This is a genomic window from Mucilaginibacter sp. AK015 (genome assembly GCF_014200785.1).
Taxonomy (GTDB): domain Bacteria; phylum Bacteroidota; class Bacteroidia; order Sphingobacteriales; family Sphingobacteriaceae; genus Mucilaginibacter.
Genome location: NZ_JACHCV010000004.1, coordinates 393,522 through 414,504 on the forward strand (window position 1 = coordinate 393,522; position 20,983 = coordinate 414,504).

The following is a 20,983-nucleotide window of genomic DNA, read 5'->3' on the forward strand; positions in this document are numbered from 1 at the left end:
TTTATGTTTTGATGAATTGTGATATTAAAAATCTGAAAAAATGCATTGTAGCCAATATTTTATAATTATTTGATTTACAACGTGTTATATATTATCTGGACACATGGACCATTAAAACCGATACATCAGACGGCGAAACGCCCGAAATGCGTGATGCCTGCCCTAATGTTCGGGGTTTTATCCGCATCAGCTTTTCACGCGCTTCTTTTGAAAGCGAAACAAGCTGTTGATAATTAAAATCCGGATTTATTTCCCGGTCTTCCATTTTTTTCATCCGGTCCACAATTTCCCTTTCTTTAATAAAGTAACTCTCGTACTTGATTTTTATTTCAGCTTGCTCAATAGTTTCTTTATCATGAAGCGATAACTTATCTTGCAATGAGGCATCTACCCGCTTTAACTCATTAAAGCCAATCTGCGGCCGGGTTAATAAGTTGAATAATTTGGCGCTTTGATTAATAGGAGAGGTGCCATTTTCTTCTAACAAGCCATTAACTTCGGCAGGGTTAATACTCTTGATCTTTGTATACGCAACTATCTCGTCAGAATTTTTGACCTTTCGGCTTACCTTGTCCAGTCGTTCGTCGCTTATCAAACCAAGTTCGTGTCCCAGTGGGCTAAGCCGTATATCAGCGTTATCCTGGCGAAGCAGCAGTCGGTGCTCGGCTCTTGAAGTGAACATACGATAGGGTTCTTCTGTTCCCTTTGTTACCAGGTCATCTATAAGTACACCAATATATGACTCCGACCTTTTTAATATTAATTCGTGTTTATCGTTGATTTTTTGATGGGCATTAATGCCTGCGATAAAACCCTGCGAGGCAGCTTCCTCGTAACCGGTAGTACCGTTAATTTGTCCGGCAAAATATAAGTTGCTTATCAATTTAGTCTCCAAGGTTAAATTTAACTGGGTAGGCGGGAAGAAATCATACTCGATCGCATAGCCGGGCCTGAACATTTTTGCAGCCTCAAAGCCGGGTATTTGTGTCAGCGCTTTGTACTGTACATCCTCGGGCAGCGAAGTTGAAAAGCCATTTACATATATTTCTACAGTGTTCCAACCTTCAGGCTCAACAAATATCTGGTGGCGGTCGCGCTCTGCAAAACGGTTTATTTTGTCTTCTATAGACGGACAGTAGCGTGGGCCTAAACCTTTAATGCGACCGGTAAACATGGGCGATCTTTCGAATCCTTCTTTTAATGTTTCGTGTACGTGGGTGTTTGTATAGGTGATCCAACAGCAGCGCTGGTCGGTTGCTAATGGTACGTCGGTATATGAGAAACGGCCGCGTTCTTTGTCGCCCCATTGCTCTTCCATTAACGAGTAGTTAAGGCTTCGGCCATCCACGCGGGGTGGGGTACCGGTCTTCATCCTGCCCGATTCAAAGCCCAGGGTTAGTAATTGCTCGGTCAAGCCCGTTGCGGCTTTTTCGCCCGTACGGCCGCCGCCAAACTTCTTTTCACCTATATGAATAACGCCGTTTAAGAATGTGCCATTTGTAAGTACTACCGAATCTGCCTCAATTTCTATACCTATTGATGTTTTTACACCAACCACAGTATTGCCTTTAACCAATAGGGAGGTAACGGTATCCTGCCAGAAATCGACATTTGGGGTTTTCTCTAAGGCTATCCGCCATTCTTCTGCAAAACGCATACGGTCGCTTTGTGCCCGTGGGCTCCACATAGCAGGGCCCTTGCTCGAATTCAACATCCTGAATTGTAGCGAGGTCTTGTCGGTAATGATTCCTGAATAACCTCCTAACGCGTCTATTTCTCTAACAATTTGTCCCTTGGCTACGCCACCCATAGCAGGGTTGCAGCTCATCTGTGCTATTGTCCCCATATTCATGGTGATAAGTAAAACAGACGAGCCTAAATTTGCAGCGGCAGCAGCAGCTTCACAGCCGGCGTGCCCCGCGCCAACAACTATTACATTATATTTTTTAAACATATAACCTCCATGTTCCACGTGGAACATTATGTATTTTCTTATTTAGATGTTCCACGTGGAACATTTATAAACGAGTATAAAGCAAATAAGCCCCAAATGCCCTCTAATACCACAAATGGGTAAAAATCGATCAAAAATGACGCAAAACAGCATGTCCCGGCACCAATAAAGTTCATGCCTGTATATAAACGACTTTGTGCCGAAGTTTTCTTAAACATATTTAACAGAAATGCGATCAATAAAATAATAACGCCAACTGATGCTATGATGTCTGATTCTTTCATGATCAAGCCCCTTTTAATTCTCCCAATTCCATCCACCGGGCAGTTTTGCTATCGAGTTGTTTATTTAAATAAGCGATCTTGTCGGTAAGCTTATTCAACTCCTTCGGGTCGATGTTTATTGTATTCAATGCATCGGCCGTTTCTTTCAATTTCGCTTCAATGTCTTCTATCTCTTTTTCAAGCCCCTCAAATTCTTTTTCTTCTTTAAAACTCAACTTAACTTTTTGTGCCGGCTGTGGCGATGCAACCATAGCGGGGGCGATAGGTTTCTTGTTTTGTTGCTTGGTTTCCTCAAGTTCTAACCGGTACGAAGTATAATTACCGTTATAAATTAAAACCTTTCCCTGGCCTTCCATAATAAATAACTGATCGGTTAACTTGTCAAGTAAATACCTGTCGTGCGATACCATGATCAAAATTCCAGGGAAATTTGTCAAAAACTCCTCCAGCACATTTAAAGTATCAATGTCAAGATCGTTAGTTGGCTCATCCAGTATCAGAAAATTTGGGTTTTTAATCAGGATGCTCATCAAGTGCAGCCGTTTCTTTTCTCCACCACTTAATTTTGAAACCATGCCGTACTGCTTGGCAGGAGGGAACAGGAACAAGGTTAGCAACGCCGAAGCTGATATTAGCTTGCCATCGGCCATCGTAATAAATTCAGCTACATTTTTTACGATATCAATTACGCGTTCATCCTCTTTAAAACTTAAACCGGCCTGGTTAAAATAACCGATAACAGTTGTTTCTCCCTTTACGATCTCCCCGCTATCCGGCGGTAACCCCCCAGTGATCAGGTTCAATAACGTCGACTTGCCGCTTCCGTTTTTACCGGCTAAACCTATGCGATCGCCCTTTTTAAATACATAACTAAAATCTTCTATATAGGTGGTGCCATTAAAGCCTTTGCTGATATGGTGCATTTCCATTATCTTATTGCCCTGGCGCGCTGTTTTTACACTTAGTTCAACATTTTGTTTAGGCCCGTTGTTCTTCGTCTTCGATTCCAGGTCATAAAAAGCATCTATCCTTGATTTTGATTTGGTGCCACGTGCTTTAGGCTGCCTGCGCATCCATTCCAGCTCTTTGCGTAATAAATTGGCGTTTTTTTGGAATGTTGCTTCGTCCACTGCTTCGCGTTCGGCTTTTTTTTCTAAAAAATAGCCGTAGTTGCCTACATAGGGGATGATCTTGCCCCGGTCTATCTCCAGTATCTCGTTACAAACGTTATCCAGGAAATACCTGTCGTGCGTAACCATCAAAATGGTCTTGCTGCCTTCTGTCAATAGTTTTTCCAGCCACTCAATAGTGTCAATATCAAGGTGATTGGTAGGCTCATCTAAAATGTAGATCTCCGGATCCTCAATTAATAGTTTAGCTAAAGCCAAACGTTTCTTCTGACCGCCTGAAAGCGTGCTAATGTGCTGATTAAGATGATGTATATCAAGCCGGCCTAAAATAGTCTTGATCTTATATTCATATTCCCAGGCATCTATCTCGCTCATTGCTTCCATCACCTTATCCATTTCCCTCATGTTTTCGGGGTCGTTTTCTAACAACTCCTCGTACCGGCGTATCAGCTGTTGCTGTATGTTATCGGCGTGAAAAATGTAATCGCTTATGGTTACCGCCCCTTTAAAATGCGGGTCCTGCTCCAGGTAGCCAACATTAAGGTCTTTACTTTGCGCAACATTACCCTCAGTTGGTTTTAACGAACCTGAGAGGATCTTTAACAGGGTAGACTTGCCTGCACCGTTAATGCCTACAAGCGCAACCCTTCGGCCCCTGTTTATACCGATGGTAAGGTTTTTAAATAACCAGTTATCATGAAAAGAGTGGCCTAAATTTTCGGCCGATATATAAGTGCTCACTAAATCTTATTTATTTTATCAGATGTATATGTAAAAATGCCCGCAGCGTCTTCTAATGATTTTTTATACATGGCATGGGCAAGCGTAGCGCCGTTAACGCTGCGGTATTTTTTTAATCGCCCAAGCAGTAGCGGGTCTATTATTTTAAACAGGCCGCCGATAAGCTTTTCTGCCGGCCGGGGTTTATCCCGGTGGCCTGTTAACATTGAAGGCTGGTAAATATGAAGGCTTTTTAAGCCCACCTGCTTCAAATCGTCTTCAAGTTCTCCCTTTAGTTTTGTGTAAAAAAACACCGACGTTTTATCGGCCCCTATAGCCGATACCACATGAAACTGATCAACCTGGTTTTGCTGTGCAAATTTAGCCAGCAGCAGCGGGTAGTCGTGATCTATCTGCCGATATCTTTTTTCGTCAGGAGTTTGACTTTTGGTAGTACCCAGGCAACAGAACACGGCGTGGCCGGCTATTGCTGCGTGATACTTTTCTAACTCGTCAAAGTTTATTACCAATTGAGTCAACTTTTTATGCTGAATTGGCAGTTGGCGCCGTACGAGCACCAAAACTTCGCTATACCGGGGCGCCTCCAGTAATATATTTAGTAAATTACTGCCAATAAGGCCGCTTGCGCCTGCTATAATTGCTCTATATGCCATTAATGGTCAGTTTTACGCACAAAAATACGCATAATTAAATTGTGGAATAAATATTGTATGTTTAAACATGTATTTAATTACATAACGTTTATTTATATAGCCAACAAGATAAAAAAATGAAAACAGTATTTCATCCCGCAAACGAAAGAGGCCACAATGATATTGGCTGGTTAAAGGCAAATTTTTCATTCAGTTTTGGTCCTTACCATAACCCCGACAAAGTTCACTTTGGTGCGCTTAGGGTATTAAATGATGATACCATTGCCCAGGGGATGGGCTTTGGCAGCCACCCGCACGACAATATGGAGATAACTACTATAGTGTTGGAAGGCGCGGTTGAGCATAAAGACAGTATGGGTAACAAAGGTATTATAAAACCGGGCGATGTGCAGGTAATGTCAGCCGGCACAGGAGTGGTGCATTCAGAATATAACCCATCGCAAACCGAGCCTGCTAAAGCATTACAGATATGGGTATTCCCTAAACTGCGCAATATACAACCCCGGTACGACCAAAAAAACTTTAGCGATGTAATGGTTCAGAACCAGTTTACCACCATGATATCGCCTGTAAAAAGCGAGGAAACGCTTTGGTTGAACCAGGATACTACCTTCTCGCAGGGGAAATTCGATGCGGGGCAAAAGGTGGATTATACGATGAAAACAGCCGGGAACGGCGCTTATGTATTCTTGATTGACGGTAACGCCACAATTGCCGGTAGTGTTTTAAACAAAAGAGATGCTATTGGTGTTTATGACACAAATACTTTCACAATAGAAACAAATAGTGAAAGCCGGATTTTGATCATAGAAGTACCGATGCTGTAAGCTGCATCAAAATAAAATTCGGGTAGCCAAAAACAATTTGGCGATGATTTGTTTATAACTGGCAAGTAATAAGAAACTTATGGCAGAACAGGCAATTCCCGGATATAAAAGATGGCTTGAAGGCATAGGAGAACAAGGCGTTTTCTTCAAAGGCTTTTTCCGCAATATTTTCAGGGGCGGTTTTGAATGGTCGGAGTTTGTGCGCCAGTGTTACGAAATAGGTTATCGCTCAATGATGCTGGTGGGCATCACCTCGTTTATCATGGGGTTGGTGCTCATCCTGCAGCTCAGGCCGTCTATGTTAGAAATGGGGGCCGAAAGCATTTTGCCAAAAACGCTGGCGGTAGCCTTTGTGCGCGAAATAGGGCCGGTTATCATCGCCATAATTTGCGCGGGTAAAATAGCATCGGGCATTGGTGCCGAGCTTGGCAGCATGAAGGTTACCGAGCAGATAGATGCCATGGAAGTATCAGGAGCAAACCCATTGCAGTACCTGGTAGTGACCCGCATTATTTCAACCAGCCTGATGATTCCCTTATTAACACTTATTGGCGACGCGATAGGGCTTTTCGGCGGCTATTTAGCGTTAAACTTTACCGATGACGTTAGTTTTCCGCTTTATTTTCATAAATGCATCTCATCACTTGAATTCTATGATTTTTTCCCAGCGCTTATCAAAACCGTGTTCTTTGGTTTCGCCATTGGATTTGTGGGCTGCTATAAAGGATATAATTCTAACAAAGGCACCGAAAGTGTGGGCATCGCCGCAAACTCGGCCGTGGTAACCGCATCCCTGTGGATATTTGTTATCGACGCGGTTGCCGTACAGATCACCAGCATATTATTTTACAGGTAAACCATGGAAAAGATAAAACAAACTAATCCAGACATGGCCGAAACTGCAAACGAGGTAGTGGTGGATATCGATCATATTTCCAAATCGTTCGGCGATAAGGAAGTGCTTAAGGATATAAACCTGAAGGTTAAACGCGGCGAAAATGTAGTGGTGCTCGGTAAATCCGGCCAGGGCAAATCCGTTACTATACAATGTATTGTTGGCCTGCTTACGCCCGATAGCGGTACTGTGAAGGTTTTTGGCGATGATGTGGCCCTGATGAACGATGATGAGTTGAAAAACCTGCGTACTAAGGTGGGCTTCCTGTTCCAAAGCGGGGCGCTGTATGATTCTATGACCGTGAGGGATAACCTTGAGTTTCCGCTTACCCGAATCCTTAAGATCACGGATCAGGCCGAATTAGATAAGCGGGTAGAAGAAGCACTGGATGGTGTGGGCCTCCTGGATGCTATAGATAAGCTGCCATCAGACCTTTCGGGCGGGATGCGCAAACGTGCGGGGCTGGCCAGAACAATGATCGTACGGCCCGAAATTATGCTCTACGACGAACCTACGACCGGACTTGATCCGATCACCTCGCGCGAAATAAGCGAGCTTATCCTGAAAATTCAAAAAAAGTACAAAACATCCTCTATCATCATCACCCACGACATGGAATGCGCCAAAATTACGGCCGACCGCGTAGTGATCATGAACGAAGGGACATATATAGCCGAAGGCTTGTTTGATGAGCTAAAAAACTCGGACGACGAATTGGTAAGATCATTTTTTAACGAAACAACATGAAAACCACATCATCACAAAAAATAAGAATAGGCGCGTTCACCGTAGTGGGGATGCTGGTACTATTTCTTGCTGTATTTTACATCGGCAACCAAAAAAGCATGTTCAGCTCTACCTTTAGAGTTTACGGAACGTTTAAAAACGTTAACGGCCTTACCGTAGGCAACAATGTGCGCTTTGCCGGTATAAATGTAGGCGTGGTAGAATCAATAAACATTGTAACAGATAGCTCGGTACGGGTTGACCTTACGTTAAACAACTCAGTTAAAAAGTTTATCAAAACCGATTCGAAAATGAGTATTGGCAGCGACGGTTTAATGGGTGATAAGCTTGTTGTTATAGCACCGGGAGGCGTTAAAAGCAACACCGAGGTTCAGGAGGGCAACCAACTGGAATCGGTGAACCCGGTTGATGTGGATAAGATAGTAACCAAGCTGACTAAGGTGGCGGATAACGCCGAAAGCCTGTCAGGCGACCTTGCGGATATTGTAGCCAAAATTAATAACGGAAAAGGCAGTATTGGGCGCCTGCTGAATAGTGAACAAATGGCTAAGGACCTGGAAGGGACTGTAAAGCAGGCTAAAACCACAATTAAGGGTGTGCATGCTACCACCCAAACATTGAACGAGGATTTAAAAGCCGCACAGAATAACTTTTTGCTTAAGGGATTTTTTAAGAAAAAAGAAAAGGCCAAACAAGATTCGCTAAAAAAGATAAAAGAAGCCAAAGAAAAGGCAGCAAAAGAAGCCGCGAAGAAGAAAAAGAATAATTAATAAAAAGATCAGCACACAACACCATTTTTTTTGACAATGATGCTGTATAAGTAAACAAAAAAGGAGGCGAAAGCCTCCTTTTTTGTTATAATGCACTGGTAATATCCTCAGATAAAGGCTTAACGTTTGAGCGGTAGCGGTGTATCAGCTTACCATTTTCATCGATAAGGAATTTTTCGAAATTCCATTTTATCTCACCTGTAAAATCAGGATTGGCCGTAGTGGTCAGGTAAGCAAATAACGGGTCGATGTCGTCGCCTTTAACACTTACTTTTGAGCTGAGCGGGAAAGTAACCCCATAGTTTTTTTGGCAAAATTCTTTTACCTCGCTATTGGTGCCGGGCTCCTGTCCGCCAAAGTTGTTTGCCGGAAAGCCAACAACAACAACTTTGTCTTTGTATCGATCTGCCAACTTTTGCAGTTCGGCGTATTGCGGAGTGTAACCACACTTAGACGCCGTGTTAACGATAAGAAGCTTTTTGCCTTTGTATTTGGCAAGCGAAAAATCCTTACCATCGATGGTTTTCAGCTTAAATGTATAAACTGATGATGGGGCCGATGTAATAAACATCATGGCGCATATTAATGTCAATAATTTCATGTTTTTAAATTGGTAACGAGTGATTTACGCAGATAGTTGCTTTACAGATGTAAAGTTAATTATTAAAAACTTCTTTTTTCCAAATAGAAATCTTCTTTAGATGTCATTTTTTTCTTATCCGCCGGCGATTTGTCTTTGTACCCAACCAAATGCAGGGCTCCGTGTATCAAAACGCGATGCAACTCCTGGGCTTCGGTAACATTAAATTTAGCGGCATTATCACGTATGCGTTCAATCGAAATAAATATATCACCGGCAATAAAGCCTTCCTGATCCGAATTGTCAAACGTGATGATATCCGTATAAGTATCGTGATTAAGATATTGGCGATTTATTTGCAGCAGATATTCGTCGGTACAAAAAATGTAGGTAAGCTCGCGCAGCTTGTAACCTTCGGTAACAATGGCGTCGGTTATCCACTTGCGTACGGCTGTTTTATTTTTTAATTTATACGTTATGTCTTCTTCGTGGAAGGTAATTGCGGGCATTATATTTTAAAATGTAGTTCAACCTCGTTACCGGTAGCATTAAATATACATTGGTCAGCCAGGTGTTTTAAAATGAATACTCCCCGCCCGGTTAATTCTTCCAGGCGGTCGGGTGCGGTTGGGTCAGCCAGGTTGTTATAGTCAAATCCGGCGCCTTCGTCGGTCACCGTCCATACAATGCGTTTAGCATCAACGTCTACATTAACAAACACGGTTTTTTCCGGATCTAATTTATTACCGTGGATTATAGCGTTCATCACCGCTTCGTTAAGGCAGGTCATCATGTTGGCAAATGTATCCTCACTCACCTGGTATCTATCCGCTACTTCTTCTATCAAAGCTTCAAGCAAGGTTATGCTTTCGTGCTTCGACGGAAGTTGCAGTGTATAAAGCTGAGCTGTTTGAACATTTGCCTGTTCCATATCATTTTCCATTAAGTTGATCAAAGTAGTGTTTAATTTTTTGCCTGTAGTACAAGTTAAGTGCTGGCGGTACGGTTTTTATCTGTTCCGTTTGCTTTGTCTTAACCCTCTCGTAATCCTGCAAAGCTTTAATATACCCCGGCGGCATATCATTTGCCGCCCGGCTTTCTCTCTTTTGGTCCTGCTCTCTTTCCTGTTCCGCTTTTTCAGCCTCCAGCAATCGCGATTGTATTTGCTGTTGCCGTTTCAACGCCTCGTTTGTAATTCTCTTGTTTACGAGATCGTTCTCAGTTTGTTCCATTTCTTTTGCAATTTTATCCAAATTTCCCAAACTGTTTGTTCCGTCTTTATTGTTTTCCTGGTTTAGCTGTTGTAACGATTGCCTGATCATTTGCTGCTCGCGGGCCATTTTAGCAAATTGCTCGCTGATGCCTTGTTTGCCGTTTTTGCCCTGCTGCGGGTTACCCATTTTTTGCATTTCATCGCGTGCTTTTTGCATGTTCTTATTTAACTGCTCCTGCATTTTGCTTAACTGCGATAGCGACGGCTGCTTCCCCTTTCCCTTTCCGCTTTTATTTTGCTGCTTTTGCAATTGATCAAGCGCTTCGCTCAATAGCAATGCCAAATTATTCATACTGGTCATGGCAAACTGCTGGTTGCGCATAGCCTCGGGTGTTTTCCGTTCGCCTAAATTCTCCAGCGCCTGGTCTATCTGCTCGTTAACGCCGCTAATTTCTTTGTTAACTGTCGATTGTATCTGGGGTATACGCCGGCTTAATGCGTATAGGCTGTCCTCGGCTGTTTTTAAGTTATCTTTGATATCCTTTTGCTTTTGTGCCAAGGCTGTATATCCAGGGTCGGCAGGGTTGATTTGCCGTAGCATTTGCATGATCTTTTCCTGTGTAAACGAGCTGTTAACAAGCGACTTCAGTAACTCACGCAACTGGCGTGCATCAACCGCGTTATCGCTTTCCCGGCCTTCGGCTTCATCGTTTTGCAATTTAGCGGCAAGCTGTTTCATTTGTTTTGCGGCTTGCTGTTGCGCTTTTGATGCCTGCTGGCGGTTGTTGTTTTTTAACGCGTTTTCGCTTTGCTTCATCTGCTCGTCAATTGCCTGCTTTTCAGCCTCTGGGTTTTTAAAGTCCTGCTTGTTTCCGTTTTGCTCATTCTCTTTTTGCAGTTCGTCCAGCGATTTTTTAACGTTCTCAAAATCCTGATTGAGCTTTTGTTGCTGCTGCAGGGCATTGTTATTATTACCGGACCGTTGGTTCTCATCGGCCAGTTTTTTTTGATCTTCGGCTAATTGATTCAGTTGGTTTATGTTTTGATTAAGCTTTTGTTCAAAGCCAAGTTTTTTGTAAAGCTCCAGGATGCGGTCAAGTTCTTTTTTTAGCGATTTATTGTCCATCTGCATTTTTGACAGTTCATCGCGGGTGCCGTCCTTCTGGTTTTCCTGAAGTAATTGTTGCAGTTTTTGAAGCAATTCCTTGGTTTTTTCGTCGAGCACGTTATTAAACAGGTTTTCTATCTGTTTTTGCATCTCTATCAGTTCCTGCGTTTGCTGCTGATTTTCCTGACGGTTGTAGAGGTTCTTTTTATTTTCGGCCTGTATATCTTTTACCAGGTCATTCAGGTCCTTGCGCTTTTGCAGCAATTCTTCAACTTGTTTTTTCTCGTCGAACGACAGGCTGTTTTTATCAAGCAAAGCCTGGTTTAGCTTCTGCGCGCTTTTCTCGAGTTGCCCGGCCAGCTTTACGGCCGATTGCATTTTTTGTTTAACCGCCAGGGTGCCCGCATTTAACTGTTCTGCCAGTTGGGCGGCGTCAGGGATATTTAATGTACGCTCGGGCGTGCGTACGGTTTTGGGGCCGGCAACACCGTCGTTATCGGCTACCTCGAAATAATAAGTAATGGCGTCACCAGCTTTTATGCCCAGATCTTTCAAGTTCCAGAGGTAAAAGAACCCTGATTCGGTAGCGGATAAGTCAACTTTAACCGGCTTGCTGACGGAACGCCCAACACCCGTGCCGGCTGTTTTGTAATGAAAGGTTAAGGATGAAAAACCATGGTCGTCCTGTACCCTGCCGGTAAAATAAATAGCTTTCATACTTACCGAATCGGGTTTTTCCTGTACTTCAATGGCCGGCGCCTCATCTGCTATAACATTGATGCGGTAGCCTGCCGAATCGGGGCGCGTAACGGCGTTGTTTAACGGACTAACATTGTAAATAGCGTTCTTTAAAATCCGCTCGCGGTGCTCAAAAACATTGTCGTCCGATGGCAGGAGGGTTTCGCTTGCACCATTTATTTTGAATAACAGCGACGATGTGTTTTGAGTATGAAATTTCCAGTTAACGGTTGTGCCGGCGGGCAGGGTAAGGTCGCCGGCATTGGCTAAAATCTCGTTCTTTTTATGAAGATATGCGGGGTAAATTAATTCGGCATCAAAGCTCAGCAATACAGGTTTTGGGTTGACCTTTATTTCGTACGGCGCCGATCTAAAACCGTTACCAAGCAACCGGAAAGCGGTGTTTTTTTGAAGGTTGGTGAACAGGTAATGGAACTTGCTGATATTGTCTTTATCGAGTTTAAACGTAGCATTGGCCGTTTCTACATAAATATCCGCAGGCAGCTTATCGCCGGTTAATTTAAGTTCAAGTTTATAATCCTCGCCCTGTACCGCCGAAAGATCTTTGTTAAGCACCAAAAACTGAAAAGGGGCAACCGGAGCAAAGTACTCATTGTGGCGTATAAGCCGCCGGGTACTTTCTGTTAATACCGATGGGGCAGCAAATGCGATGATACAGATAACGGCCGCAGGCGGAATAACCCACTTCAAGTATTTGCTATTCTCGCGGATATTAACCGCCGAAGGAAAGCTAACCGGATTTAACGTTTTTATTTTTTGATTGATACTGGCCTCTATCAGGTCGCGGTGGGCCGCGTTTTCGTCAGCCTGCTTTTTTAGCTGAAGGGTGTTTAGCAGTTTATCGTTAATATCGTTAAAGTGGCGGCCAATAATTTCTGCTGCCTGGTCATGTGTTAAGGTGCTGCCTAATTTTAACCGGGCCAAAAGCGGGGGTAATACCAGCCATACCAGCAACCCCAAATTTAAAAGTATAAAAAAATAGAACAGTATGGTGCGCAGTGTAGTGTCGAAATTGCCAAAGTACTCGCTAAGGGTTATCAATACATAGGCCGAAAACAAACCCGCGCCCAAAAATATCAGCCCGCGCAGCAGGTTGTTATAATGGTACTTGCGAATAAAAAAGTCGATCTTCTGAATCAGCAGATCATAGTTTTCGGAGGAGCTCATATTAACGTTAAGCTAACAACATAGCAATAAACGAAATTAAAACATTAATTAATATGCAAGGCGGTCTATTTTAGGATAATATGAGCAAAATTCTGATGCATCAGTAACTAATGCCACGCTACCGTAATTAAATTATTACAACAGCCCAAAGAAACAATTAAGGGCTGATTCTTGTCGTTGGTTTTATATACGCATGAACATCAGTACTTTTAAAGCTTTCCAGAGCCGTAATTACCGTTTATACTTCGCCGGACAATCAGTTTCCCTCATTGGCACCTGGATGCAAAAAACCGCAGTAAGCTGGGTGATTTATACGCTTACGCATTCAACCTTTATGCTTGGGCTTACCCTTTTTGCCAGCCAGTTTCCCTCTTTTCTATTATCGCTTTTTGGCGGTGTAGTGTCAGACAGGTACAATCGCTACCGGGTGCTGCTAACCACGCAGGTTGCATCAATGATACAGGCAACGCTTTTAGCGGTAATTATATTAATGAAGCACTACGCCGTTTGGGAAATTTTGGCACTAAGCGTTTTACTTGGCGTTATCAACGCCTTTGATGTGCCTGCAAGGCAATCGCTTGTTTATGAAATGATATCCGATAAAAAGGACCTGCCCAATGCGCTTGCGCTGAATTCATCAATGGTTAATCTTTCGCGACTGATAGGGCCGGGAATTGCGGGCTTTATATTGGAGTACTGGGGCGATGGCGTTTGCTTTGCGCTAAACGCCGCGAGCTTTATAGCTGTAATAGGGTCGTTGTTAATGATGCGCTTGCCGAAATATGTCAGAACCATTCATGCAAAAAATGTATTTGGCGAATTGAAGGAGGGCTTTAGTTACCTTAAGGCTACACCATCCATTTCCTTTGTAATAATAATGCTTGGACTGATCAGTTTATTAGTGCTTCCGTTTAGCACCCTGATTCCATATTATGCCCGCGAGGTATTTAAGGGCAACGCCACTACCTTCGGGGTGGTAGATAGCGTAATTGGCCTTGGCGCCTTTAGCGGGGCTATATTTTTGGCATCGTTAAAAGCAGGCAGTAACCTTAAAAAGATATTGAGCATCAACACGCTCATATTTGGGGTTGGGTTGGTGCTGTTCTCGCACGAGGGGTCTTATCCGCTTGCGCTTATATTTGCCACTATAGCGGGTTTTGGGATGATGTCGCAAATTACCATTAGCAATACCCTTATACAAACAACTGTTGAACCGGGCATGCGCGGCCGGGTTATCAGCTTTTACGCCATGGCTTTTTTTGGGTTGCAGCCCATAGGCGGGCTGTTAGTTGGGGCCGTATCAAAGTGGATAGGAGCCCCAAATACCATTTTGCTGGAGGGGATAGCAGCGTTAGTTATTGGCTTACTTCACTTCCGCTTTTTGCGTAAAGAGAAACTTAAACAGCAACAAAATGTAATGGCGGTTACCGAGCAACACTTGCAGGCGGTTTAACCCGGTGCAAAACCGTGAAATAACGGGTTGCATTAAGTTGGCAAACGCTTATTTTAGAGCATGCTAAATAAAACACGCGTACCTAAGCAACTATTACCACAAATTGAAGAATATGCCGACGCATTTGATTCCCTTCCATGTACGGTTATTATACATGACCTTCGCGACTGGTCGGTTATTTATATGTCTCACAGGGGCTTAGCACTATTGCAGTCTACTAAAGAAGAGATCACAGAACTTTCGTCGGGCGAATACTACAAATTATACTTTAACCAAGAGGACGCCGAAGACTACGTACCTAAAATATTGTCGTTGCTTGAAAGAAACAATGACGAAGAGATGGTTACTTATTTTCAGCAAGTGCGTTTCCCCGGTAAGGAAGATTGGAACTGGCATATGTCGAGCACTAAAATATTTATGCGGGATGACAATGGTAACCCCGCAACAACTATAACTATTTCGGTACCGCTTGATGCCATGCACCATATGACAGCCAAGGCAGAGCGCTTGTTGCAGGAAAACAATTTTTTAAGAAAAAATTACGAGAAGTTCTCCGCATTGACCCGTCGGGAAAAAGAAGTGCTTACGCATGTGGCTTTAGGTAAAAGCGCCGGCGAAATTGCCGCAGAACTATTCATATCTGTTGCCACGGCCGAAACCCACCGCAAAAATATAAAGCAAAAGCTTAATGCGAGCACTTACGATTTGATGCAGTATGCCCGCGCCTTCGATCTGGTGTAAGGCGAATAACTTTTATTACAACAATTCGCTAAAAAACAGGAAAGTTTTAACAAATTATTATATTTGAAGCTCAATTTTCGGGATGTAGCGTAGCCCGGTATCGCGCCAGCATGGGGTGCTGGAGGTCGTGGGTTCGAATCCCGCCATCCCGACTGTTTCAAAGAGCATATTCAAAAGGTTATCAGGCCTGCGGATATGCTCTTCTTCTGTATTTACGGTCCAGATAGAATTGAAAGATGGTCAGATTTTACAATCAGCACAGGCTTTTGAAAGCTCCTTCTCTATCAGGTCTGCAAAATGTTCGTAGGTGCGGGCTCCCATAGTTAGCTGGCCGTTTATCACGATGGCGGGAGTGCCCTCCAGGCCGGCAAGCTTTGCTTCTGCAATATCTTTCTCGATTTTGCTTGTGTATTTATGATCAATGATACAGCCCTTAAATCTGGCGGTATCCAGCTTATTGGTACTGGCCCATTGGTCAATAAGCGGGGTGCTAAGCATGCTTTGATTTTTAAACAGGTAATCGTGCAGGGCCCAAAACTTCCCCTGTTCATTTGCGCATGCTGAAGCTTCGGCCGCCATCAGCGCGTTTTTATGAAACGCCAGGGGCAGGTGCCTGAAGTTTACTTTTATCAAGCCTTTGTCTACATACTTGCTTTTAAGCTCCGGAAAAATTTCGGTAGCGAACACCTTGCAAAAGCTGCACTCGAAATCCGAGAAGATAGTCATGGTTACGGCGGCATCGTCGGGGCCAAGTACGGGCGATTGCTTGTCCGGGTTGATAACGACCCTATCAGGTGTTTTTTTACCGGCAGTTGTAATGCCCGCCAGCTTTTTATTAATGCGGCTAAGCTGCGTATTTAAATTAAGCACATAACCGATCAGGAAAATAATAAGGACAAGTTGTATGGTTCCGATGAGCTGGCTAAGGCCGGTTTCGGATAGTTTACTTAACTTCAAGCGATAAGGGAATTAAGCCGGGCATACGCCCGGCTATTATAAATTATTTACAAAAGCCGCAGGCAGGCACTCCCGGCTCTTTCAAATCGTCGTACTGGGCGCAAACTGCCTGTACCTGGTTATTTGACAGCGGCTTGCCGTCAAGACACCTGTAAGCGTATGCCGCGCCGCAAAAAGCATCCAGTTGCGCATCACTTAAGTGAGTGTAGCCATCGGCGCAAACCCCGTCAAGTTCTTCGGTTAAGTCCTCTTCGTCGTCTTCTTTTACGCAGGCAACAAAGGTGGTTGTAGCGGCCAGCAAGGCTGTCAGAAATAGTAATTTTAATCGCATAGTGTTTGTATTAAGTTAGTTATTTCTCAAAAGTATCTTAACAAAGCAGGCTACACAATACCCAAAAGTAGGTAAGTTTTTAAATAGTGAAAGAAGTATTCAGAAAGGGAACTGCCGCTACAAATCTCAGCATCGCCGGGGCTAAAACAAAAACAGCCCGCTCAATTGAGCGGGCTGCTACATAATAAACTAATTTATTGTTTGGCCGGCGCTGTTTCGGGCGCTTTGCCTATCAGGTCCATAAACTGATCGAGTTTTGGCGTAATGATAATTTGGGTACGCCTGTTTTGAGCCTTGCCCGAAGGTGTGCTGTTATCGGCAATAGGGTTATATTCGCCACGGCCCCCTGCTGTTAAACGTTTAGGGTCAACCTGGTAATTGTTTTGCAGCGCCTGCACTACAGATGATGCCCTTAAGGCACTCAAATCCCAGTTGTTACGTATATTCTTTTGCGAGATAGGCACATTATCGGTATTACCTTCAATCAGCACATCGTAATTGCTGTAGTCTTTAATGATCTTGGCGATCTTACTAAGGGTTTCGCCTGCACGGTCAGATATTTCGTAACTGCCCGACTTATAAAGCATATTGTCAGCCAGCGAAACGTAAACCACGCCTTTTAATACTTTAACATCCACATCCTTCATCTCTGATTGACTTAACGAGCGTGTAAGGTTGTTGGTTAACACCATGTTAAGCGAGTCGCTCTTGTTCTTGGCGTTTACCAGTTGCTGTATGTATCTGTTTGAGCTGTTTATCTCGTCAACCAGTTTAGAGATGTTTACATTTCCCTGGCCGCTTGAGGTTAAACACTTATCGAGCGCCGACTGTAATTGTTTATTATTTGCCCGTTCAGAAGCTATTTGCTCATCAAGGCTTGTCAATTTTTGGTTGGCCAGATCAAGGTTGCGTTGGGTAAGCAGGTATCTGCCTTTTACTTCCCTCGTGTTACTGTCCAGTTTGTCGTAGCTGGCTTGCAATTCTTTGTATTTTTTATTGCTTACACAACTCGAGGCCCCGATAGCTACGATAAACAGCATCGGCATAAATATTCTGAGTTTCATAATATAAAAATTAGTTAAAAATTTAATTAACAATCTTTAAACCAATTTAATGCAAAAAAGTTTTTGCCCGGCCGTTATACCTCTGAGTTGTTTCCCCCGTTAAATAAAAAGTGCATATTTGCCATTTACCATAAAACTACTAATATGAAAAAAACACTATCTGTTATTCTGGCCTCGGCAATGCTTATGTTAGGCGCATGCACAAAAGAGGGCAGTACCCCGTCTATACCCAACAACAGTTGGACATTAAACGGGACCGAGCACCTTGTTAAAAGCAGTAATCGTACAACAAACGGCGCCAACGCCGAAGCTGCAATATCATATAAGGACAGTACAAACAAAGTAGCGGTAGCTGTTGGGTTTAAAGTATTACCTACGGCTGGCGGCACCTATCAGCTTGTAGCTTCAGACGGAGGTGTACTTACCGATAACCAATGCCATTTAAGTATTATAGACGATAATGGAAAGCAGCTTTCATTTAAAGGCGAGCCTACACCTGTTGAAGTAATATTGCTGCAAAATAACAAGCTGCTTTTCAAGATACCTACGATAAATGTAGCCACGGAAGTGCAAGGAACTACTTATAAATTTAAAGCGGCGCTATACGAACTTCGAAATTAATTCGTCCAGTTATCCGTTCTAAAGGGCTCCATTGGCAAACCTGCATTATTTTGCAGGTTTGTTAATGGATAATTGGTAAAAGCATACCGCACCGCAACTACGGGCGACGGTGTACCATTGGGTACGATAAGCATAATTTTATCGCCGCTGATGCTTGCTAACGCAAGCCGGAAAACCCGGTCGGCACCGGCTACAAAAAAGTATTGTTTTAAGGGTTTATTGCCCATGGTGGTTAAGCCAGTTGCCGTACTATTCACAAAGTTTATCGTTATTGTATTTCCGCTTTGCGAAAACGAAGCGTACTGAGGGCCTATACATTGCACATTTTTTAAATAGGTTCGGTTTAGTGCAAGCAGCGCAAGGCGGTCGCCAACCTGTTTTTTATATCGGGGGTGATGGTTATCTTTTTCGCCTGCATCTATTGTAATTGCCATGCCGGTACCGCCTATCCCTTCGCGCACTTTCATTTGCGTTTCGCGGAATTTGGCCAGGTAATTTTCTGTCTCATCCCCTCTTGCATCATCATCAAAAGGAGTTATCTGCACATAATAAAAGGGGAGTTCACCTTGCGCAAAAACCGATCGCCAGCCGTTTATCAATGCGATATTCAACTTTGTATAATCAGTAACAGGGATCATTTTTTGATTGTTTTCGCCCTGGTACCATGTAAATCCCTTAACGGATAATTTGCTTAACGGGGCTATCATGCCATTAAAAAGCATCGAACTTTGATGCTGTCCGGTATAGCTGCTTAAAGGGCCTTGCAGGGCGGCGTTATTTGCCCAGGTTTCGCACCAGCTGCCGTTAACGGCCGAAACAATGATGCCGATAGGTACATTTAATTCAGTATGTAATTTCCTTGCAAAAAAATAAGCCGTAGCGCTTAACCCGCCTACGGTTGCAGGTGCGCAAATTGTCCATCCCGATGGATTTGTAAATTGGTCTATGGGTGCGCTCTGGTAATCTTCTTTTACAGTTAAGGATCGTATTTGCGGGTAATTGGCGTCAGCTATCTCGACCTCATAATTTTCCACGCCACCAAACGAGGGTGGTAAAGGGCCTACCGGCATAACCATATTTGACTGCCCGGCGCAAACCCACACATCGCCAATTAAAATATCAGTCAGTGTTATAGTGGTTTCGCCGGGCGTGCTAACCGAAACAGTTTGGGCAATGGCGTTGGCCGGTGCCGCGGCAAGATTAACTTCCCATTCGCCGTGGCTGTTTATGGTTGCTGTAAGCGGGCCATTAGACCAGCTTGCAATTACCGTAACAACGCCCGACGCTTTTCCGTACCCCCAAATTCTGGCGGGCTTATCGCGCTGTATAACCATATTACTTTGCAGCACATTGGCTACAGCAAAAGGTTTGTTCACCGGCGTTTCAACCGGTGGGTCAACATCGGGAAGGAAAGGCTTGTCTTTTTTACACCCGGTAATTATTACGGCGCACAAAAGGCACAACAGTAAACGTGTTTTCACGGTTTAAAAATAACATAAAATATTAACCCGGAGCCGACACCATAAGGGCTATGCGCATATATACCCGTAATTGCATTAACAAGCGATACATACCCCAAACAATGTTAAACTAAGCGCATCGACATTAATTTCCTGATCAAAACCCAACAGGAGTTAGGTCCACCATGAACCGCCCCGGGGGGTAACATTATCGCTAATAATTTGTGTTTAAACAGGCCTTGTTAATACTTTAGCGTTTTATTACCCAACTATGCCTGATATAACCGCCTCAGACCAAGGGTCGCTATTAGTAAACTTAAAATGCCCCCAATGCGGAGCGGAATACAATGCATCAGCAATTCAAAATTTCTGTAAAGCTCCGGGTTGTGCAAGCACCTTGTTTGCGCAGTACGATCTGAGACGTCCTCTCGATAGGTCTATACTGAAAGATCGCCCCGCGAATATGTGGCGGTATCGCGAACTGCTGCCGGTTATTGACCCTGAAAACATTGTTACCATGGGCGAAGGCTTTAGCCCTATACTGCCGATAGTAAGCCTAAAGCCTTTTACCGAAGGCAATAATGTGTTTTGGAAAAATGAAGCAGGCAACCCTACCGGTTCTTTTAAGGCGCGGGGTATTGGGATGGCGGTATCAAAAGCGAAAGAACTGGGGATAAAAACGATTGCAACACCAACTGCGGGCAATGCCGGCGGTGCATTGGCGGCTTATGCAGCGCGCGCGGGTATTAAAGCAGTTGTTTATATGCCTATGCAAACACCCCGGATGTTTAAGGACGAGTGCAGGCTTTATGGCGCCGAACTGGTAGAAGTGGATGGTAACATTAGTGATTGCGGCAAGCTTGTGAACGAACATGCAGGGCCAAACGGGTGGTTTCAGATATCAACCTTGAAGGAGCCTTATCGGTTGGAAGGCAAAAAGACGATGGGTTATGAGATTGCCGAACAGTTTAACTGGCAGGTCCCCGACGTGATATTATACCCAACCGGTGGCGGCACCGGCCTCATTGGTATATGGAAAGCTTTTGACGAACTGGAACAGCTGGGCTGGATAGACAGCAAACGCCCCCGTATGGTTGCCGTACAAGCTGAAAGTTGCAATGGGATAGTAACTGCATTTAACGCCGGGAGCCATACCGCCGAGTTTGTGGACGGCGGGTTTACCATGGCCAACGGTTTGCGCGTACCAAAATCGTATGCGGATAAAGTTATACTAAAAGTGCTGCGCGATAGCAACGGAGCCGCTCTTGCAGTAAGCGACACGGACATGAATGAGGCTGTGAAAGAAATAGCCCGTAACGAAGGCATGCTGATAGCCCCGGAAGGCGCTGCTTTATGGCAGGCCTATAAAAACCTTAAGGCTTCGGGATGGATACAGCCCGGCGAAACCGTGGTAATGGTTAATACCGGTACCGGATACAAATATTTGGAAAACATCAAACTTTAAGTTTCTTCGCTTTTTGGTAAATAACAGGTAGGTGTCGTGAATCGACGCCTATCTTGTCGCGTT

Annotated in this window: 20 protein-coding genes and 1 tRNA gene; 9 read left to right on the forward strand and 12 right to left on the reverse strand. The window is 43.9% G+C overall.

Going from position 1 to position 20,983, the window contains the following annotated elements:
- Window positions 1-91 precede the first annotated feature (91 nt).
- Genes mnmG through HDC91_RS16690 form a run of 4 tightly spaced genes read right to left on the reverse strand, consistent with a single transcriptional unit; the run spans window position 92 to window position 4,762 of the window.
- A complete protein-coding gene (gene mnmG / locus HDC91_RS16675; protein ID WP_183554334.1) occupies window positions 92-1,954 on the reverse strand; it encodes a tRNA uridine-5-carboxymethylaminomethyl(34) synthesis enzyme MnmG in 1,863 nt (620 codons plus the stop codon).
- Between the two features lie 38 nt (window positions 1,955-1,992).
- Window positions 1,993-2,238: a hypothetical protein gene (locus tag HDC91_RS16680; protein WP_221262208.1), complete on the reverse strand. Its 246-nt coding sequence runs from the start codon at window positions 2,236-2,238 to the stop codon at window positions 1,993-1,995.
- A gap of 2 nt (window positions 2,239-2,240) precedes the next feature.
- A complete protein-coding gene (locus tag HDC91_RS16685; protein ID WP_183554092.1) occupies window positions 2,241-4,109 on the reverse strand; it encodes an ABC-F family ATP-binding cassette domain-containing protein in 1,869 nt (622 codons plus the stop codon).
- Window positions 4,109-4,762 carry an NAD(P)H-binding protein gene (locus HDC91_RS16690; RefSeq protein WP_183554094.1) on the reverse strand — a complete coding sequence of 218 codons (654 nt, stop codon included), beginning with the start codon at window positions 4,760-4,762 and terminating at the stop codon, window positions 4,109-4,111. Before HDC91_RS16690 ends, HDC91_RS16685 begins: the two co-directional genes overlap by 1 nt.
- Before the next feature lie 116 nt (window positions 4,763-4,878).
- Between HDC91_RS16690 and HDC91_RS16695 the strand changes: the two genes are divergently transcribed.
- From HDC91_RS16695 to HDC91_RS16710, 4 genes are all read left to right on the forward strand, one after another.
- A complete protein-coding gene (locus tag HDC91_RS16695) occupies window positions 4,879-5,589 on the forward strand; it encodes a pirin family protein (RefSeq protein ID WP_183554096.1) in 711 nt (236 codons plus the stop codon).
- Between the two features lie 79 nt (window positions 5,590-5,668).
- On the forward strand, window positions 5,669-6,445 hold the full coding sequence (locus HDC91_RS16700; protein ID WP_183554098.1) for an ABC transporter permease: 777 nt from the start codon (window positions 5,669-5,671) through the stop codon (window positions 6,443-6,445).
- A 3-nt stretch (window positions 6,446-6,448) separates the two neighbouring features.
- Window positions 6,449-7,231: an ABC transporter ATP-binding protein gene (locus HDC91_RS16705; RefSeq protein WP_255476765.1), complete on the forward strand. Its 783-nt coding sequence runs from the start codon at window positions 6,449-6,451 to the stop codon at window positions 7,229-7,231.
- Window positions 7,228-8,001 (forward strand): MlaD family protein, encoded by a 774-nt coding sequence (locus HDC91_RS16710; RefSeq protein WP_183554100.1) that lies wholly within the window; start codon window positions 7,228-7,230, stop codon window positions 7,999-8,001. The genes HDC91_RS16705 and HDC91_RS16710 overlap by 4 nt, the downstream gene beginning before the upstream one ends.
- Window positions 8,002-8,086: 85 nt before the next feature.
- Here the strand turns inward: HDC91_RS16710 and HDC91_RS16715 are convergent, their stop codons facing one another.
- The 4 genes from HDC91_RS16715 to HDC91_RS16730 form a co-directional block, all read right to left on the reverse strand.
- Window positions 8,087-8,602: a glutathione peroxidase gene (locus HDC91_RS16715; RefSeq protein WP_183554102.1), complete on the reverse strand. Its 516-nt coding sequence runs from the start codon at window positions 8,600-8,602 to the stop codon at window positions 8,087-8,089.
- A gap of 62 nt (window positions 8,603-8,664) precedes the next feature.
- The gene (gene ybeY / locus HDC91_RS16720) at window positions 8,665-9,090 is read right to left on the reverse strand and encodes an rRNA maturation RNase YbeY (protein ID WP_183554108.1); all 426 of its coding nucleotides are present in this window, start codon (window positions 9,088-9,090) and stop codon (window positions 8,665-8,667) included.
- Window positions 9,090-9,524, reverse strand: a complete 435-nt coding sequence (locus tag HDC91_RS16725) for an ATP-binding protein (protein ID WP_255476766.1) — start codon at window positions 9,522-9,524, stop codon at window positions 9,090-9,092. The genes ybeY and HDC91_RS16725 overlap by 1 nt, the downstream gene beginning before the upstream one ends.
- Window positions 9,514-12,828: a DUF4175 family protein gene (locus HDC91_RS16730; protein WP_183554110.1), complete on the reverse strand. Its 3,315-nt coding sequence runs from the start codon at window positions 12,826-12,828 to the stop codon at window positions 9,514-9,516. The genes HDC91_RS16725 and HDC91_RS16730 overlap by 11 nt, the downstream gene beginning before the upstream one ends.
- A gap of 193 nt (window positions 12,829-13,021) precedes the next feature.
- On the opposite strand from HDC91_RS16730, the gene HDC91_RS16735 reads away from it, so the two are divergent.
- The 3 genes from HDC91_RS16735 to HDC91_RS16745 all read left to right on the forward strand — a co-directional run bounded on the left by HDC91_RS16735 (window position 13,022) and on the right by HDC91_RS16745 (window position 15,174).
- A complete protein-coding gene (locus tag HDC91_RS16735; RefSeq protein WP_183554112.1) occupies window positions 13,022-14,281 on the forward strand; it encodes an MFS transporter in 1,260 nt (419 codons plus the stop codon).
- Between the two features lie 60 nt (window positions 14,282-14,341).
- The gene (locus HDC91_RS20115) at window positions 14,342-15,022 is read left to right on the forward strand and encodes a response regulator transcription factor (protein WP_304609462.1); all 681 of its coding nucleotides are present in this window, start codon (window positions 14,342-14,344) and stop codon (window positions 15,020-15,022) included.
- 78 nt (window positions 15,023-15,100) lie between these two features.
- Window positions 15,101-15,174 (forward strand) — tRNA-Pro (locus HDC91_RS16745).
- Window positions 15,175-15,262: 88 nt separating this feature from the next.
- Here the strand turns inward: HDC91_RS16745 and HDC91_RS16750 are convergent.
- From HDC91_RS16750 to HDC91_RS16760, 3 genes are all read right to left on the reverse strand, one after another.
- A complete protein-coding gene (locus tag HDC91_RS16750) occupies window positions 15,263-15,979 on the reverse strand; it encodes a DsbA family protein (protein WP_183554114.1) in 717 nt (238 codons plus the stop codon).
- 43 nt (window positions 15,980-16,022) lie between these two features.
- The gene (locus tag HDC91_RS16755; protein WP_162430059.1) at window positions 16,023-16,310 is read right to left on the reverse strand and encodes a hypothetical protein; all 288 of its coding nucleotides are present in this window, start codon (window positions 16,308-16,310) and stop codon (window positions 16,023-16,025) included.
- A gap of 194 nt (window positions 16,311-16,504) precedes the next feature.
- Window positions 16,505-17,374 carry a flagellar motor protein MotB gene (locus HDC91_RS16760; RefSeq protein WP_183554116.1) on the reverse strand — a complete coding sequence of 290 codons (870 nt, stop codon included), beginning with the start codon at window positions 17,372-17,374 and terminating at the stop codon, window positions 16,505-16,507.
- Between the two features lie 144 nt (window positions 17,375-17,518).
- Here HDC91_RS16760 and HDC91_RS16765 point away from each other — a divergent pair, with 144 nt between their 5' ends.
- Window positions 17,519-17,995 (forward strand): hypothetical protein, encoded by a 477-nt coding sequence (locus HDC91_RS16765; RefSeq protein ID WP_183554118.1) that lies wholly within the window; start codon window positions 17,519-17,521, stop codon window positions 17,993-17,995.
- Here the strand turns inward: HDC91_RS16765 and HDC91_RS16770 are convergent.
- Window positions 17,992-19,476 carry a sialate O-acetylesterase gene (locus HDC91_RS16770; RefSeq protein WP_183554120.1) on the reverse strand — a complete coding sequence of 495 codons (1,485 nt, stop codon included), beginning with the start codon at window positions 19,474-19,476 and terminating at the stop codon, window positions 17,992-17,994. The genes HDC91_RS16765 and HDC91_RS16770 overlap by 4 nt on opposite strands.
- 250 nt (window positions 19,477-19,726) lie before the next feature.
- On the opposite strand from HDC91_RS16770, the gene HDC91_RS16775 reads away from it, so the two are divergent.
- Window positions 19,727-20,920, forward strand: a complete 1,194-nt coding sequence (locus HDC91_RS16775; RefSeq protein WP_183554121.1) for a threonine synthase — start codon at window positions 19,727-19,729, stop codon at window positions 20,918-20,920.
- The last annotated feature ends 63 nt before the right edge of the window (window positions 20,921-20,983 follow it).

Excerpts from the sequence above, each read along its gene's own strand:
- mnmG (WP_183554334.1), bottom strand. The coding sequence starts at position 1,954 with ATGTTTAAAAAATATAATGTAATAGTTGTTGGCGCGGGGCACGCCGGC.
- HDC91_RS16680 (WP_221262208.1), bottom strand. The coding sequence starts at position 2,238 with ATGAAAGAATCAGACATCATAGCATCAGTTGGCGTTATTATTTTATTG.
- HDC91_RS16690 (WP_183554094.1), bottom strand. The coding sequence starts at position 4,762 with ATGGCATATAGAGCAATTATAGCAGGCGCAAGCGGCCTTATTGGCAGT.
- HDC91_RS16695 (WP_183554096.1), top strand. The coding sequence starts at position 4,879 with ATGAAAACAGTATTTCATCCCGCAAACGAAAGAGGCCACAATGATATT.
- HDC91_RS16700 (WP_183554098.1), top strand. The coding sequence starts at position 5,669 with ATGGCAGAACAGGCAATTCCCGGATATAAAAGATGGCTTGAAGGCATA.
- HDC91_RS16705 (WP_255476765.1), top strand. The coding sequence starts at position 6,449 with ATGGAAAAGATAAAACAAACTAATCCAGACATGGCCGAAACTGCAAAC.
- HDC91_RS16710 (WP_183554100.1), top strand. The coding sequence starts at position 7,228 with ATGAAAACCACATCATCACAAAAAATAAGAATAGGCGCGTTCACCGTA.
- HDC91_RS16715 (WP_183554102.1), bottom strand. The coding sequence starts at position 8,602 with ATGAAATTATTGACATTAATATGCGCCATGATGTTTATTACATCGGCC.
- ybeY (WP_183554108.1), bottom strand. The coding sequence starts at position 9,090 with ATGCCCGCAATTACCTTCCACGAAGAAGACATAACGTATAAATTAAAA.
- HDC91_RS16725 (WP_255476766.1), bottom strand. The coding sequence starts at position 9,524 with ATGGAAAATGATATGGAACAGGCAAATGTTCAAACAGCTCAGCTTTAT.
- HDC91_RS16730 (WP_183554110.1), bottom strand. The coding sequence starts at position 12,828 with ATGAGCTCCTCCGAAAACTATGATCTGCTGATTCAGAAGATCGACTTT.
- HDC91_RS16735 (WP_183554112.1), top strand. The coding sequence starts at position 13,022 with ATGAACATCAGTACTTTTAAAGCTTTCCAGAGCCGTAATTACCGTTTA.
- HDC91_RS20115 (WP_304609462.1), top strand. The coding sequence starts at position 14,342 with ATGCTAAATAAAACACGCGTACCTAAGCAACTATTACCACAAATTGAA.
- HDC91_RS16755 (WP_162430059.1), bottom strand. The coding sequence starts at position 16,310 with ATGCGATTAAAATTACTATTTCTGACAGCCTTGCTGGCCGCTACAACC.
- HDC91_RS16760 (WP_183554116.1), bottom strand. The coding sequence starts at position 17,374 with ATGAAACTCAGAATATTTATGCCGATGCTGTTTATCGTAGCTATCGGG.
- HDC91_RS16765 (WP_183554118.1), top strand. The coding sequence starts at position 17,519 with ATGAAAAAAACACTATCTGTTATTCTGGCCTCGGCAATGCTTATGTTA.
- HDC91_RS16775 (WP_183554121.1), top strand. The coding sequence starts at position 19,727 with ATGCCTGATATAACCGCCTCAGACCAAGGGTCGCTATTAGTAAACTTA.